Here is a 14,117-nt window from a genome sequence, read left to right as displayed (position 1 = left end):
CCGGTCCAGCCGACCAGGGTGAGCCCCCTCGGCGCGTCCGGGACCTATTCGACGGGGCGTTTCGCCTCCTCCTCCGTGGAGTCGGGCTTCAGGGCCCTGGCCCCCAGCAGGCCGACGACGATCAGGGCGATGCCCAGCCAGGTCGCGTCCTCCACGATCAGGACGACGACGCCCAGCGGGATCAGCAGTCCGACCAGCGGGTAGATCAGACCGCTCGCCGTCGGCACGTTCGCGCTGCCGCGCGCTCTTGCCCGTACGTAGTCCGGATACCACTCGGTGAAGCGGATCGTGACGATGATCGCCAGGACCGGGAAGATCCACGCGGTCCAGATGTTGTCCGGCTCGCGCAGGACGAGATCACCGATGCCGCCCGAGACGGCCGCTACCAGGAACGTGAGCCCCCAGACGGCCGTGATCACGTAGTTGGTCCGCATGAAGGCGGGGGTTTTCCAGTACTGGGGGTCCACCTGCTCGCGGGCGTACTGCACGGTGAAGGGAACCCGGGCCGCCATGGAGCCGAAGGCGATGAGCGCGAGCGCGACGTTGGCCGCCTCGTCGGCGTACGTCTCCAGCCACTCGTGGGTCGCGTCACTGGCGGTCACGCCGATGATCGCCAGTGACGCGAAGAACACCACGTCGGCCACTTCGAGGATCTTGAACGAGGTGCCCGGGTGCAGGACCCTTCCGAGGACGACGAAGACGACCGAGATACCAAGGGCGATCAGCACCGCCACCTCGAAGCGCCCGGGGCCGGAGAGAACGGCGAAGACGATCCACGGAGCCATCCCCACGACCGGCTGCTCCAGGAAGCCCGCGAGCCACTTGCCCGCTGCGGAATCGGCCACGGCTGTCATGGGCGCACCCCTCGGGACTACGACGCGCGGAATTCCAGCCTGACCCCGGAGCGACGAATGCGCGACAGCGGTGTTCGACGACCGTGCACAGCGTGCAGCCAGGGCACCGGATTCGATCTGCGACACTGGTACGGCCATGCCTAAGCCCGGAGAACTCACTTTTATCGCGCCCCGCGGAGCCAAGAAGCCCCCGCGGCACCTCGCCGACCTCTCGCCCGCCGAGCGCAAGGAAGCGGTGGCTGCGATCGGCGAGAAGCCGTTTCGCGCCAAGCAGCTGTCGCAGCACTACTTCGCGCGGTACGCGCACGACCCCGGCCAGTGGACCGACATCCCCGCCGCGTCGCGGGAGCGGCTCGCGGCGGAGCTGCTGCCGGAGCTGATGTCCGTCGTGCGGCATGTCTCCTGCGACGACGACACCACCCGCAAGACGCTGTGGCGGCTGCATGACGGCACGCTGGTCGAGTCGGTGCTGATGCGCTACCCGGACCGGGTCACCATGTGCATCTCCTCGCAGGCGGGCTGCGGTATGAACTGCCCGTTCTGTGCGACCGGCCAGGCGGGCCTCGACCGCAATCTGTCGACCGCCGAGATCGTGCACCAGATCGTCGACGGTATGCGGGCGCTGCGCGATGGTGAGGTCCCCGGCGGCCCGGCGCGGCTCAGCAACATCGTGTTCATGGGCATGGGCGAGCCGCTCGCCAACTACAACCGGGTCGTGGGAGCCGTCCGCCGGCTCACGGACCCCGAGCCGGACGGCCTCGGGCTCTCGCAGCGGGGCATCACCGTCTCCACCGTCGGGCTCGTCCCGGCCATGCAGCGGTTCGCCGACGAGGGCTTCAAATGCCGGCTCGCCGTCTCCCTGCACGCTCCCGACGACGAGCTGCGCGACACCCTCGTGCCGGTGAACACCCGCTGGAAGGTGCGGGAGGTGCTGGACGCCGCCTGGGAGTACGCCGAGAAGTCGGGCCGCCGTATCTCCATCGAGTACGCCCTCATCCGCGACATCAACGACCAGGCATGGCGTGGAGACCTCCTGGGACGGCTGCTCAAGGGTAAGCGGGTGCATGTCAACCTGATCCCGCTGAATCCCACGCCGGGTTCCAAGTGGACGGCCTCCCGTCCCGAGGACGAGAAGGCGTTCGTCGAGGCGATCGCCGCTCATGGGGTGCCGGTCACCGTGCGCGACACCCGGGGGCAGGAGATCGACGGGGCCTGCGGTCAGCTCGCAGCATCCGAGCGCTGAGCCTTGGGCCGGGCCTCCAGGGGGCCCATGTACGCTGGGCCCCGAACATTCACATATTCCGACAGGGGAGCGCCACAGCGCTGAGAGTGCGGTGATCGTCAGACCGCAGACCCTCTGAACCTCGCCCGGGTCATTCCGGGTAGGAAGTTCGGACGAGACTCAAGCTGTTGCGCCCTGCCCGGCTCCGGATCCCCGGGATCCGCCGACGTGGCAGGGCCGCGTCTCTTCCTGGTCACTCCAGGAGGAAGCTCAGTGAGCACCACCAAGAAGATCACGGTCGCGGCCCTGGTCGCGGCCCTCGGCGCCGGCACGCTCACGGCCTGCGGCGGGGAGTCCGAGGACAGCGGTTCAGGGGCATCCAAGACCGTGACGCTCGTCAGCCATGATTCCTTCGCCGCCACCCCGGCGGTGCTCAAGGAGTTCACCCGGCAGACCGGCTACACGGTCAAGGTGCTGAAGAGCGGCGACGCCGTCGAGGCCCTCAACAAGGAGATCCTCACCAAGGGATCCCCTCAGGGCGACGTGTTCTTCGGCGTCGACAACACCACCCTGTCGCGGGCCCTCGACAACGGCGTCTTCACGCCGTACGAGGCCAAGGGCCTGGACCGTGTCCCCGAGGACCGGCAGCTCGACAAGGACGAGCACCGGGTCACGCCCGTCGACACCGGCGACATCTGCGTCAACTACGACAAGAAGTACTTCGCCGACAAGAAGCTGGCCCCGCCGCAGACCTTCGACGATCTGGCGAAGCCCGCCTACAAGAACCTCCTCGTGGTCGAGAACGCCGAACGCTCGTCGCCGGGCCTCGGCTTCCTGCTCGGCACCGCCGCCACGTACGGGGACAAGGACTGGCCGGACTACTGGGCCAAGCTCAAGGCCAACGGGGTCAAGGTCGTCGACAGCTGGGAGCTCGCCTACAACCAGGAGTTCTCCGGTTCCGCAGGCGGCAAGAAGGCCAAGGGCGACCGGCCGCTCGTCGTCTCGTACGCCTCCAGCCCGCCGGTCGAGGTGCTCTACTCCGAGCCGCAGCCCAAGGAGGCGCCCACCGGAGTCGCCACCGGCACCTGCTTCCGCCAGACCGAGGCCGCGGGTCTGCTCAAGGGGGCGAAGAACGAGGCCGGGGGCAAGGCCCTGCTGGACTTCCTGATCAGCAAGAAGTTCCAGGAGGACATGCCGCTCAACATGTTCGTCAACCCGGTCGTGAACGACGCCAAACTGCCCGCGCTCTTCACGCAGTTCGGTGCCGTGGTCGACAAGCCGGAGACCATGGCACCCCAGAAGATCGCCGACAACCGCGACCAGTGGATCCAGTCGTGGTCCTCACTCGTCCTGAAGTAGACGAGCTCCCCAGGACACCCGAGTCGCCCGGGCCGCCCGGGACGCGAGGGGGGGACGCGGCGCGGCTCGCCCTGATGGCGGTGCCCGTCGCGTTCTTCGCGGTCTTCTTCGCGTACCCGGTGGCCGGGATCGTCGGCCGCGGGCTCCGACCGGACGGCGTCTGGCGTTTCGGCCACATCGGCGAGGTGCTGAGCCGACCGGACATCCTGGACGTCCTCTGGTTCACCCTGTGGCAGGCGCTGGCCTCCACCGGCCTCACCCTGCTGTTGGCACTGCCCGGCGCCTACGTCTTCGCCCGCTTCGACTTCCCGGGCAGACAACTGCTGCGCGCGGTCGTCACCGTGCCGTTCGTGCTGCCGACCGTGGTGGTCGGTACCGCCTTCCTGGCGCTGCTGGGGCGCGGCGGGCTGCTCGACGAGCTGTGGGGCGTGCGCCTCGACACCACCGTGTGGGCGATCCTCCTCGCGCATGTCTTCTTCAACTACGCCGTGGTCGTACGGACCGTGGGGGGACTGTGGTCGCAGCTCGACCCGCGCCAGGAAGAGGCCGCGCGGGTGCTGGGCGCCGGACGGTTCGCCGCCTGGCGGAAGGTCACCCTGCCCGCGCTCACACCGGCCGTGGCCGCGGCGGCGCTCATGGTGTTCCTGTTCACCTTCACCTCCTTCGGCATCGTCCAGATCCTGGGCGGCCCCGCCTACTCGACGGTCGAGGTGGAGATCTACCGGCAGACGGCCGACCGGCTCGACCTGCCGACGGCCGCGGTGCTGACACTGCTCCAGTTCGCCGCCGTCGGCGCCATCCTCGGCGTGCACGCGTGGACCGTACGGCGGCGTGAGACGGCCCTGAAGCTGGTCGACCCCGCGCTGACCGCGCACCGGCCGCGTGGTGTGGGCCAGTGGGCGATGTTCGCGGGCGTACTCGCCACCGTCGCGCTGCTGATCCTGGTCCCGCTGGGCGTACTGGTCGAACGGTCCCTGGACGGACCGGGCGGCTACGGCTTCGCCTTCTACGAAGCCCTCCGGTCGGCGGAGGCCAGTGGCGGCACCTTCCTGGTGCCGCCACTGGAGGCGGTCTGGAACTCCTTGCAGTACGCGCTCGCCGCCACGGCCATCGCCCTGCTGATCGGCGGGCTGGCGGCAGCAGCCCTGACCCGCAGGGCCGGACGGCTGATCCGCGGCTTCGACGCCCTGCTGATGCTGCCGCTCGGGGTTTCCGCCGTCACCGTCGGCTTCGGCTTTCTGATCACCCTCGACGAGCCGCCGTTCGATCTGCGGTCCACCTGGATCCTGGTGCCGCTGGCCCAGGCCCTGGTCGGGGTGCCCTTCGTGGTGCGTACGATGCTGCCGGTGCTGCGCGCCGTGGACGTACGGCTGCGCGAGGCGGCGGCCGTTCTCGGCGCCTCGCCCCTGCGGGCCTGGCGCGAGGTCGATCTGCCGCTGGTGCGCCGGGCGCTGCTGGTGGCCGCGGGCTTCGCCTTCGCCGTCTCACTCGGTGAGTTCGGGGCGACCGTCTTCATCGCCCGCGCCGACAACCCCACCCTGCCGGTCGCCGTGGCCAGGTTGCTCGGCCGCCCGGGCGAGCTCAACTACGGGCAGGCGATGGCGCTGTCCACCATCCTCATGCTGGTCTGCGCGGCGGCGCTGCTGCTGCTCGAACACATCCGGCCCGACCGTTCCGCAGGGGAGTTCTGATGCTGACGCTGGAGGCCGCGACCGTACGGTTCGGGCAGCGGGCGGCGCTCGACACGGTGGACCTCGAAGTCGCCGACCAGGAGATCGTCTGTGTCCTGGGTCCGAGCGGCTGCGGCAAGTCCACGCTTCTTCGTGCCGTCGCCGGACTCCAGCCGCTGTCCGGCGGCCGGGTCCTGCTCGGCGGAGCGGACCAGACGGGTGTACCCGTGCACCGGCGCGGGGTCGGGCTGATGTTCCAGGACCATCAGCTCTTCCCGCAGCGCGATGTCGCCGGGAACGTCACCTTCGGCCTGCGTATGCACGGCGTGCCCCGCGCGGAGCAGCAGCGCCGGCTGGCGGAGCTGCTCGACCTGGTGGGACTCCCGGGCGCCGGGCAGCGGGCCGTCGCCTCCCTGTCGGGTGGTGAGCAGCAGCGGGTCGCCCTTGCCCGGGCGCTCGCCCCGCGGCCGAGGCTGCTGATGCTCGACGAACCCCTGGGCCAGCTCGACCGTACGCTCAGGGAACGGCTCGTCGTGGAACTGCGCTCTCTCTTCGGGCAACTTGGCACCACCGTGCTCGCCGTGACGCACGACCAGGGCGAGGCCTTCGCGCTCGCCGACCGTGTCGTGATCATGAGGGACGGGGTCATCGCCCAGAGCGGCACCCCGCGCGAGGTGTGGCAGCGCCCCGCCTCCTCGTTCGTCGCACGGTTCCTCGGCTTCGACAACATCGTGTCCGGCGAGGTGAACGGCCAGGCCGCCGACACCCCCTGGGGGAGGATTCCGGTACCGGACGGCTCTCCCCAGGGACCGTGTGCTCTGCTGGTCCGCCCCGCCGGTGTCCGGCTGGCCGGCCCGGGGGACGGCCTGGACTGCGAGGTGGTCTCCCGCACCTTCCGGGGTACGCACGCCGCCGTACGGCTGCGGCCCGCGAGCGGTCCCGCGCTGGAAGCCGAGTGCCGCCTGACCGACGCCCCCGAGCCGGGGACCCGCGTCGGCGCCGGCTTCACCGCGGACGACGTGGTGCTGCTTCCCGCTCCCGGCCCGGACGCTCCCTGAGTCGGTCTCAGCGGCCCGGACGCTCCCCGAGTCGGTGTCACCCGGGCGGACGGTCTCACCGGACTCCGGCGGGCTCCCGATCGGGAAGGGACACGGGAACGAGGTCCTCGGTCTCCGGCCGTCCGAACCAGGCCACCGCCACCGCCCCCGCCACGGCCAGCACGAAGCCGGCGACCGCCAGCCAGCCGAACCCCGCACGGGAGGTGTCGTTGAGCCAGAGCACGCCGACCGCGCCGGGCAGCACGGTCTCGCCCACCACCAGGGCTGCCGTGGCCCCGTTGACCGAACCGATCTGGAGCGCCACCGTGTGCAGATACATACCGCCGGTGCCCGCGATCAGGATCGCGTAGAACGCCGGGTCGCAGACGAGAGCGACCGGGTCGAACGGGTCGATACCGTTCAGCACCCGCACACCGACGCCGAGGGCACCGAAGCCCATCCCCGACAGCAGCCCCGCGAGGATCGCGGCCCTGGCGCCGAGCAGCCGCACCACGACGGTGCCGCCCACGATCAGCAGCAGCGAGATCGCCAGCAGCCACCAGTGGGTGGCGACGGGGGTGTGTCCGCTCCCCTCCGGACCGGCAGCCGAGGCCAGCAGGATGAGGGCGGAGCAGACCACGGCGATGGACGTCCACTCGGCGCGTGTCAGCCGGATTCCGAGCAGCCGGATGCTCAGCACCGCGGTGATCACCAGATTGGCGCTGATGATCGTCTGCGACAGGAACAGCGGCAGCAGCCGCGCCGCCACCGCCCCCAGCCCGAACCCGACGAAGTCCAGGATCGTGCCCACGATGAACTCCCAGGTCATCGCGGCCTTAGCGGTCGACGAGAGGCTCGGGCCGCCGTGCTGGGTGACACCCCCGGCGGCCTCCCGCCGGGCGGACTTGCGGGAGCCCACGGCTTGCAGCACCGACCCCGTTCCGTAGCAGATCGACGCCGCCACGGCGGTCAGCAGTCCTATGAGCACCGAGGGCCCCCTTTTCACGCTGGTCGGCGGGGCGGCTGTGCGGCCCCGTATGTTCCGACTGCCAGACGTGAGCCGGGGCCCGGAAGTTGCTTCCGGCTATCCGGCCCGCACGGCGGCCAAGGCTTCGGGCACCTCGTCCACCGAGTCGACGAGGGCGATGCGGGACTCCATCGAGCGGCCCGCGGCCAGTGACCGCAGCAGGGGCCAGGCGGGGAGCCGCTCCGTCCAGTGGGCGCGGTCCACCAGCACCATAGGGGTGGGCTCCCCGCGGGATTCGTAGTAGTTCGGGGTCGCCTTGTCGAAGATCTCCTGGAGGGTGCCCGCGGCGCCCGGCAGGAACACCACGCCCGCGGTGGAGCGGGCGAGCAGCCCGTCCTCGCGCGTGGCGTTGGCGAAGAACTTGGCGATATGGCCCGCGAAGGGGTTCGGCGGCTCGTGGCCGTAGAACCAGGTGGGGATGCCGATCGAGTCGCCGCCCCGCGGCCAGCGCGAGCGGACATCGAAGGCCGCCGACGCCCAGTCCGAGACGGATGGGGTGAACGAGGGTGCCTTGGCCAGCAGTTCAAGGGACTCGTCGAGCATCTCGTCCTCGAACGGAGCCGCGTATCCGCCCAGGTTCGCCGCTTCCATCGCACCCGGTCCGCCACCGGTGGCGACCAGCAGTCCGCTGCGGGACAAGGCGCGCCCGAGCCGGGCGGCGCCCGTGTACGCGTCGGTGCCGCGGTGCATCGCGTGCCCGCCCATCACGCCCACGACCGGGACATCGGCGACGAGTTCGTCGAGGGCGTCGGATACGGCGTCGTCATGGATCGCCCGGAGCATCGAGGCGTAGATGTCGCGGTCGTCCTTGGTCTGCTGGAACCACTCGTACGCGAAGGCGTCGGGAGTGCCCTCGTAACCGGCCTCGGCGAGCCCGGCGAAGAGCTCGTCGGGGGAGTACAGCAGCCCGCGGTACGGGTCGAAGGGCAGATCGGGAATCGGCGCGAAGACCAGCGCGCCATCACCGCGCACCTTGGTGCACGCGTCCGGTTCCATGGCGCAGCCGAGGAACACGGCACCGCTGGTGTCGCTGGACAGGAGCGCGAAGGTGCGCTGGGTCAGATCGACGGACTGGACGCGCCGGCCCGCGAGGGTGCTGCGGCCGACCACCTGGTCGAATTCCTCGATGGTCTCTATCTCACGGTCGTCGTCGTGGGACGACCCCAGCTTGTGCCTTTGTCCCAGCGCCATCCGCACACGATAGGGCTCAGCCTGGGCGCAGCCCCGACCGGGGTCAGGGCCGCAGCGGCATCGTCGCGAGCTGCGCCACCACCCAGGTGAGCGGTGCGAACACGGCGAGCAGAACCACCGTCCGCAGCACCGCCGACGCGCGCAGAGTCGAGCACCGGGCCCCGAGGCCCCGCAGCCCGGACCTGATGACCGCGCGGGCGTGTCTGGCCTCCAGGGCCGAGGTGAGCAGCGTCGCCACGGTGCAGGCCAGTACGAGCGTGGCGCCGAGACCGGTCAGCTCGCCGAACGGACGCGGCCAGTTCGCGCCCTGGGCGAGTACGGTCACGGCGACGACGGCGGAGGACACCGCGCAGAGCAGCCCGAGGGGCCGTCCGATCCGGACGGCGTCCGCCATCAGGGCCCGTCCGGCGAGCAGCCGTACCGCTCCGGGCCGCAGCGACTGGACCGCGATCCCGCACACATAGACGATCCCCGGCCCTGCCACCGCCAGTCCCAGTACGGTCAGGGCCCAGCCCGCCATCACTCCGGCCGGGGCATGAGTGCCCGCGTCGACGGTCGCGACGGGGCCCGTGTACGACCGCAGCGTGAGTCCCGCGGCGGTGAGCGCCACACCCCAGGGCAGCCCGGCGGGCGTGGCCTCCGAACGGGGCTCGCCGCCCTCGAACTCGAAGCTCTCCTCCCGCTTCGTACCGCGCGGGCGCAGCGCTAGTGCCGCCGCTGCCGAGGCCGCGAAGGGTACGAGGGCGAGCAGGGTGAGCACCGCTCCCAGCGGCAGCGGCTGTCCGGCCGCGAGCAGGGGCCCCGCCGCCCCGTCGAACGGAAGCCCCGTCAGATCCCCCCGCAAATGCAGGAACACCAGCAGGGCCAGCGCGCTGCCGAGCGTGCAGGAGACGGCGGTCGACACCGCGGCCAGCACGGTCAGCCGGGCGGGGCCGAGACCGACTGCGGACAGCCCGGGCCGTGGCCGGGTGGTGGGATCCGTACGGGCCACCGCCACAGCGAACTGCACCGTCGCGGCGAGCGGCAGCAGGCACCACAGCAGTCGCGCCACCGGTTCAGGGGAAGGCTCCGACCGGGCCGCCGCGTCCGCCAGAGTGCACAGCAAGAGGAACCCGACACCGCCCGACGCCGCGGCGACGAGCAGCCGCCGCAGCTGCACCAGGGCGTGGGCGCCACGGGCTAGACGGAGAGAGAGCACGCCGCCCGGCCTTCCGTACCGGAGCCGTCCGCGGGCGCGACACGACGGCCGTCGACCAGTGCGACCATATGGTCGGCCAACGTCGCCACCTCCGCGTCGTGCGTGGCGAGAACGAGGGTGATCCGGTGGGAGCGTGCGGCTGTGGTGAGCGTACGCAGCACCTGGGCCCGGTCCGTGACGTGCAGGGCGGCCGTGGGTTCGTCGGCGAACAGCACCGTAGGGGCGGCGACGAGGGCACGGGCCATGGCGACCCGCTGGCGCTGGGCGTGCGGCAGCGCGCGGGGCCGCTTGCGGGCGAGCGGGCCGAGGTCGAGCCGCTCCAGCCATTCCATGGCGGCGCTCTTGGCCTTGCGATGGGAACAGCCGCGCAGCATCAGCGGCAGGGCGGCGTTCTCCCAGACGTTGAGCTCGGGGACCAGCTGGGGCTCCGTGCCGAGCCAGCTGAAGCGGTCCCGGCGCAGCCGCTCGCGGGCGAGCGCGCTCATGGTGTGGACGGGGGTGCTGTTGAACCACACCTCGCCCTCTTTCGGGACGAGCTGGCCCGAAAGGCAGCGCAGCAGGGTGGTCTTGCCGCTGCCGCGCGGGCCGGTCACGGCGAGGATCTCGCAGTCGCGCACCCCGAGCGAGACCCCGCGCAGGGCGGGCGAGCCGCCGAGGGAGTGGTGCAGGGAGCGCGCCCAGAGCACGTCGTTGTCCGGCGGAGCCACCATGGCGTACACCTCGGTTCAGATCCGTGGTCCTTCCCCCGTACGGGGGAAAGGACGTCGAGGCCGATACGTCACAGCACCGTAGGCACTCGGAACCGGGTGCGCGGACGGCACGCGGCCCGGGTGCACCTGTTCTCACTCGAACAGGCTCATCCGGGCCGCGAAAAGTGGGATTTCGGGGATTACAGCTTGGTCCAGGCCTCCGTGAGAACGGACCGCAGCACCTGCTCGATCTCGTCGAAGGTCGACTGGTCGGAGATCAGCGGCGGCGCGAGCTGGATGACCGGGTCGCCGCGGTCGTCGGCGCGGCAGTAGAGACCCGCGTCGAACAGCGCCTTGGAGAGGAAGCCGTAGAGCACGCGCTCGGTCTCCTCCTCGTTGAAGCTCTCCTTGGTGTTCTTGTCCTTGACCAGCTCGATGCCGTAGAAGAAGCCGCTTCCGCGCACATCACCGACGATCGGCAGGTCGTGCAGCTTCTGAAGGGTGCTCAGGAAGGCGCTCTCCTGGTCGAGCACATGCTGGTTCAGCTTCTCGCGCTCGAACAGATCGAGGTTGGCGAGCGCGACGGCCGCGGAGACCGGGTGGCCACCGAAGGTGTAGCCGTGCAGGAAGGTGTTGTCGCCCTTGTAGAACGGCTCGGCCAGCCGGTCGGAGACGATGCAGGCGCCGATCGGGGAGTAGCCCGATGTCATGCCCTTGGCGCAGGTGATCATGTCCGGCACATAGCCGAACTTGTCACAGGCGAACGTCTTGCCGAGGCGGCCGAAGGCGCAGATGACCTCGTCCGACACCAGCAGCACGTCGTACCGGTCGCAGATCTCGCGGACCCGCTGGAAGTAGCCGGGCGGGGGCGGGAAGCAGCCGCCCGCGTTCTGCACAGGCTCCAGGAAGACCGCGGCGACGGTGTCGGGGCCTTCGAAGAGGATCTCCTGCTCGATCTGGTCGGCGGCCCAGCGGCCGAAGGCCTCCGGGTCGTCGCCGAACAGCGGGGCGCGGTAGATGTTGGTGTTGGGCACCTTGTGCGCGCCGGGCACCAGCGGCTCGAACGGGGCCTTGAGCCCCGGCAGCCCGGTGATGGACAGGGCGCCCTGCGGGGTGCCGTGGTAGGCGACGGCGCGGGAGATGACCTTGTACTTGGTCGGCTTGCCCACGAGCTTGAAGTACTGCTTCGCGAGCTTCCATGCGGTCTCCACCGCCTCGCCGCCGCCGGTGGTGAAGAAGACCTTGTTCAGGTCGCCGGGGGCTTCGACGGCGAGGCGCTCCGCCAGCTCGACGGCCTTCGGGTGGGCGTACGACCACACCGGGAAGAAGGCCAGCTCCTGAGCCTGCTTCGCGGCGGCTTCGGCGAGTTCCTTGCGACCGTGGCCTGCCTGTACCACGAACAGGCCCGCGAGCCCGTCGAGATAGCGCTTGCCCTTGTCGTCGTAGATATAGGTGCCCTCACCCCGCACGATGGTGGGGACGGGTGCGTTCTCGTACGACGACATGCGGGTGAAGTGCATCCACAGGTGGTCGTAGGCGGACTGGGAGAGGTCGCTGCGGTCCTTGCTCACGGCTATCGGGTTCCCCACATATAGGTCTGCTTCTTCAGCTTGAGGTAGACGAAGCTCTGGGTGGAGCGCACACCGGGCAGGGTGCGGATGCGCCGGTTGATCACTTCAAGCAGGTGGTCGTCGTCCTCGCAGACGATCTCCACGATGAGGTCGAACGAGCCCGCCGTCATCACGACGTACTCGACCTCGGACATGGCGCTCAGCGCGTCGGCCACCGGGTCGAGATCGCCCTCGACGTTGATCCCGACCATCGCCTGCCGGCGCAGACCCACGGTGAGCGGGTCCGTGACGGCAACGATCTGCATGACGCCCTGGTCGAGCAGCTTCTGGACGCGCTGGCGGACCGCTGCCTCGGAAAGGCCGACGGCCTTGCCTATCGCGGCGTACGGGCGGCGCCCGTCCTCCTGCAACTGCTCGATGATCGCCAGGGAGACGGCGTCGATCGTCGGCGACGAGCTGTTTCCGGTCCTGGACTCTGCGCTTCGACTGGCCACGAGCACACTGTGCACTGGAGTCGGCCATCCCGCAACCCATCTGCGATGAAATTCGTTGTTCGACCTTCCCAATCTCACTGATTCCGTAGCTACGGGGCGTCTGGTCTGTCGAAAGCGTCGCCTGGCGGACTACCCTCAAGGACGTATGGTTGGGGTGAGTTGAGGTGTCTCACCCCTTGGACATCTCACCCGTTGGACATCTGACAGGAGGAGTGGCTGTGACCACCGAACTGCGTCGTCTGCGCAACTACATCGACGGAGAGTTCCGGGACGCCGCGGACGGGCGGACCATCGAGGTGGTCAACCCGGCCACCGGCGAGGCCTACGCGACCTCACCGCTGTCCGGCCAGGCGGATGTCGACGCCGCCATGGCCGCCGCTGCCGCCGCCTTCCCGGCCTGGCGCGACACCACTCCGGCGGAGCGCCAGAAGGTCCTGCTGAAGATCGCGGATGCCTTCGAGGAGCGTGCCGAGGAGCTGATCGCGGCCGAGTCGGAGAACACCGGCAAGCCGCTGGAGCTCACCCGCACCGAAGAGATCCCGCCGATGATCGACCAGATCCGCTTCTTCGCTGGTGCGGCGCGGATGCTCGAGGGCCGCTCCGCCGGTGAGTACATGGAGGGGATGACCTCGATCATCCGCCGCGAGCCGGTCGGTGTGTGCGCACAGGTCGCGCCGTGGAACTACCCGATGATGATGGCCGTCTGGAAGTTCGCCCCGGCGCTGGCCGCGGGCAACACGGTCGTCCTCAAGCCCTCGGACACCACCCCGGCGTCCACCGTGCTGATGGCCGAGATCATCGGCTCGGTCGTGCCCAAAGGTGTCTTCAACGTGCTGTGCGGCGACCGCGACAGCGGCCGCATGATGGTCGAGCACCCGACCCCGGCCATGGCGTCCATCACCGGCTCGGTAAGGGCCGGCATGCAGGTCGCCGAGTCGGCGGCCAAGGACGTCAAGCGTGTCCACCTGGAGCTGGGCGGCAAGGCCCCGGTCGTCGTGTTCGAGGACACCGACATCGCCAAGGCCGTCGAGGACATCTCCGTCGCCGGCTACTTCAACGCCGGCCAGGACTGCACGGCGGCGACGCGTGTGCTGGTGCACGAGTCGATCCACGACGAGTTCGTGGCGGCGCTCGCGAAGGCGGCGAAGGACACGAAGACGGGCCAGCCGGACGACGAGGACGTGCTGTACGGCCCGCTCAACAACGCCAACCAGCTGAAGCAGGTCACCGGCTTCATCGACCGCCTCCCGGCGCATGCCAAGGTGGAGGCGGGCGGCCACCGGGTGGGCGACAAGGGCTACTTCTACGCGCCGACCGTGGTCTCCGGGCTGAAGCAGGACGACGAGATCGTCCAGAACGAGGTGTTCGGGCCGGTCATCACCGTCCAGCCGTTCCGCGACGAGGAGCAGGCGGTCGAGTACGCGAACGGCGTGGAGTTCGCGCTGGCTTCGTCGGTCTGGACGAAGGACCACGCGCGGGCGATGCGGATGTCCAAGGCGCTGGACTTCGGCTGTGTGTGGATCAACACCCACATTCCGCTGGTGGCGGAGATGCCGCACGGCGGGTTCAAGAAGTCCGGGTACGGCAAGGACCTGTCGGCGTACGGGTTCGAGGACTACACACGGATCAAGCACGTGATGACCTCGCTCGACGCGTAGTGCCTCCCGCGGGGGGGGGGGGGGGGGGCCGGGGGGGGGGGCCGCCCCCCCCCCCGCCGGGGGGGGGGGGGGGGGGCCGCGCCCCCGGCGCCCCCCCCCCCCCCGGCCGAAATAGTGGGGGGGGAGGCGGTGGGGGAGGGGGTTTTG

General features: G+C 70.2%; 12 protein-coding genes and 1 riboswitch. Of the genes, 5 read left to right on the top strand and 7 right to left on the bottom strand.

Annotated elements, in window-relative coordinates:
* Nucleotides 1-44: 44 nt before the first annotated feature.
* Nucleotides 45-854, bottom strand: coding sequence for a hypothetical protein (locus tag ABZ532_RS25830; RefSeq protein ID WP_361288369.1), 810 nt, complete (start codon nucleotides 852-854; stop codon nucleotides 45-47).
* A gap of 136 nt (nucleotides 855-990) precedes the next feature.
* Here ABZ532_RS25830 and rlmN point away from each other — a divergent pair, with 136 nt between their 5' ends.
* The 4 genes from rlmN to ABZ532_RS25810 all read left to right on the top strand — a co-directional run bounded on the left by rlmN (nucleotide 991) and on the right by ABZ532_RS25810 (nucleotide 6,163).
* Nucleotides 991-2,097: a 23S rRNA (adenine(2503)-C(2))-methyltransferase RlmN gene (rlmN, locus tag ABZ532_RS25825; protein ID WP_361288366.1), complete on the top strand. Its 1,107-nt coding sequence runs from the start codon at nucleotides 991-993 to the stop codon at nucleotides 2,095-2,097.
* 53 nt (nucleotides 2,098-2,150) lie between these two features.
* A riboswitch (TPP riboswitch) is annotated at nucleotides 2,151-2,261 on the top strand.
* 88 nt (nucleotides 2,262-2,349) lie between these two features.
* The gene (locus ABZ532_RS25820) at nucleotides 2,350-3,435 is read left to right on the top strand and encodes a thiamine ABC transporter substrate-binding protein (RefSeq protein WP_361288363.1); all 1,086 of its coding nucleotides are present in this window, start codon (nucleotides 2,350-2,352) and stop codon (nucleotides 3,433-3,435) included.
* A gap of 74 nt (nucleotides 3,436-3,509) precedes the next feature.
* On the top strand, nucleotides 3,510-5,126 hold the full coding sequence (locus ABZ532_RS25815; protein WP_361288360.1) for an iron ABC transporter permease: 1,617 nt from the start codon (nucleotides 3,510-3,512) through the stop codon (nucleotides 5,124-5,126).
* On the top strand, nucleotides 5,126-6,163 hold the full coding sequence (locus tag ABZ532_RS25810; protein ID WP_361288357.1) for an ABC transporter ATP-binding protein: 1,038 nt from the start codon (nucleotides 5,126-5,128) through the stop codon (nucleotides 6,161-6,163). Before ABZ532_RS25815 ends, ABZ532_RS25810 begins: the two co-directional genes overlap by 1 nt.
* A gap of 55 nt (nucleotides 6,164-6,218) precedes the next feature.
* On the opposite strand, the gene ABZ532_RS25805 is transcribed toward ABZ532_RS25810, so the two are convergent.
* The 6 genes from ABZ532_RS25805 to ABZ532_RS25780 all read right to left on the bottom strand — a co-directional run bounded on the left by ABZ532_RS25805 (nucleotide 6,219) and on the right by ABZ532_RS25780 (nucleotide 12,312).
* Nucleotides 6,219-7,130, bottom strand: coding sequence for a hypothetical protein (locus ABZ532_RS25805; protein ID WP_361288354.1), 912 nt, complete (start codon nucleotides 7,128-7,130; stop codon nucleotides 6,219-6,221).
* 96 nt (nucleotides 7,131-7,226) lie between these two features.
* Nucleotides 7,227-8,360 (bottom strand): LOG family protein, encoded by a 1,134-nt coding sequence (locus tag ABZ532_RS25800; RefSeq protein ID WP_361288351.1) that lies wholly within the window; start codon nucleotides 8,358-8,360, stop codon nucleotides 7,227-7,229.
* Between the two features lie 43 nt (nucleotides 8,361-8,403).
* On the bottom strand, nucleotides 8,404-9,558 hold the full coding sequence (locus tag ABZ532_RS25795) for a hypothetical protein (protein ID WP_361288348.1): 1,155 nt from the start codon (nucleotides 9,556-9,558) through the stop codon (nucleotides 8,404-8,406).
* On the bottom strand, nucleotides 9,540-10,268 hold the full coding sequence (locus ABZ532_RS25790) for an ATP-binding cassette domain-containing protein (protein WP_361288345.1): 729 nt from the start codon (nucleotides 10,266-10,268) through the stop codon (nucleotides 9,540-9,542). The genes ABZ532_RS25795 and ABZ532_RS25790 overlap by 19 nt, the downstream gene beginning before the upstream one ends.
* A 179-nt stretch (nucleotides 10,269-10,447) precedes the next feature.
* A complete protein-coding gene (locus ABZ532_RS25785) occupies nucleotides 10,448-11,836 on the bottom strand; it encodes an aspartate aminotransferase family protein (RefSeq protein WP_361288342.1) in 1,389 nt (462 codons plus the stop codon).
* Entirely contained in the window at nucleotides 11,821-12,312 is a 492-nt protein-coding gene (locus tag ABZ532_RS25780; protein WP_361288339.1) for an Lrp/AsnC family transcriptional regulator, read from the bottom strand. Before ABZ532_RS25780 ends, ABZ532_RS25785 begins: the two co-directional genes overlap by 16 nt.
* A gap of 218 nt (nucleotides 12,313-12,530) precedes the next feature.
* Between ABZ532_RS25780 and ABZ532_RS25775 the strand changes: the two genes are divergently transcribed.
* Nucleotides 12,531-13,970, top strand: coding sequence for a gamma-aminobutyraldehyde dehydrogenase (locus tag ABZ532_RS25775; RefSeq protein ID WP_361288335.1), 1,440 nt, complete (start codon nucleotides 12,531-12,533; stop codon nucleotides 13,968-13,970).
* The last annotated feature ends 147 nt before the right edge of the window (nucleotides 13,971-14,117 follow it).

Source organism: Streptomyces sp. NPDC019396 (assembly GCF_040632375.1).
Lineage (GTDB): Bacteria > Actinomycetota > Actinomycetes > Streptomycetales > Streptomycetaceae > Streptomyces.
Note: the sequence above shows the minus strand (reverse complement) of the source record. Positions and strands in the feature narration are given on the sequence as shown.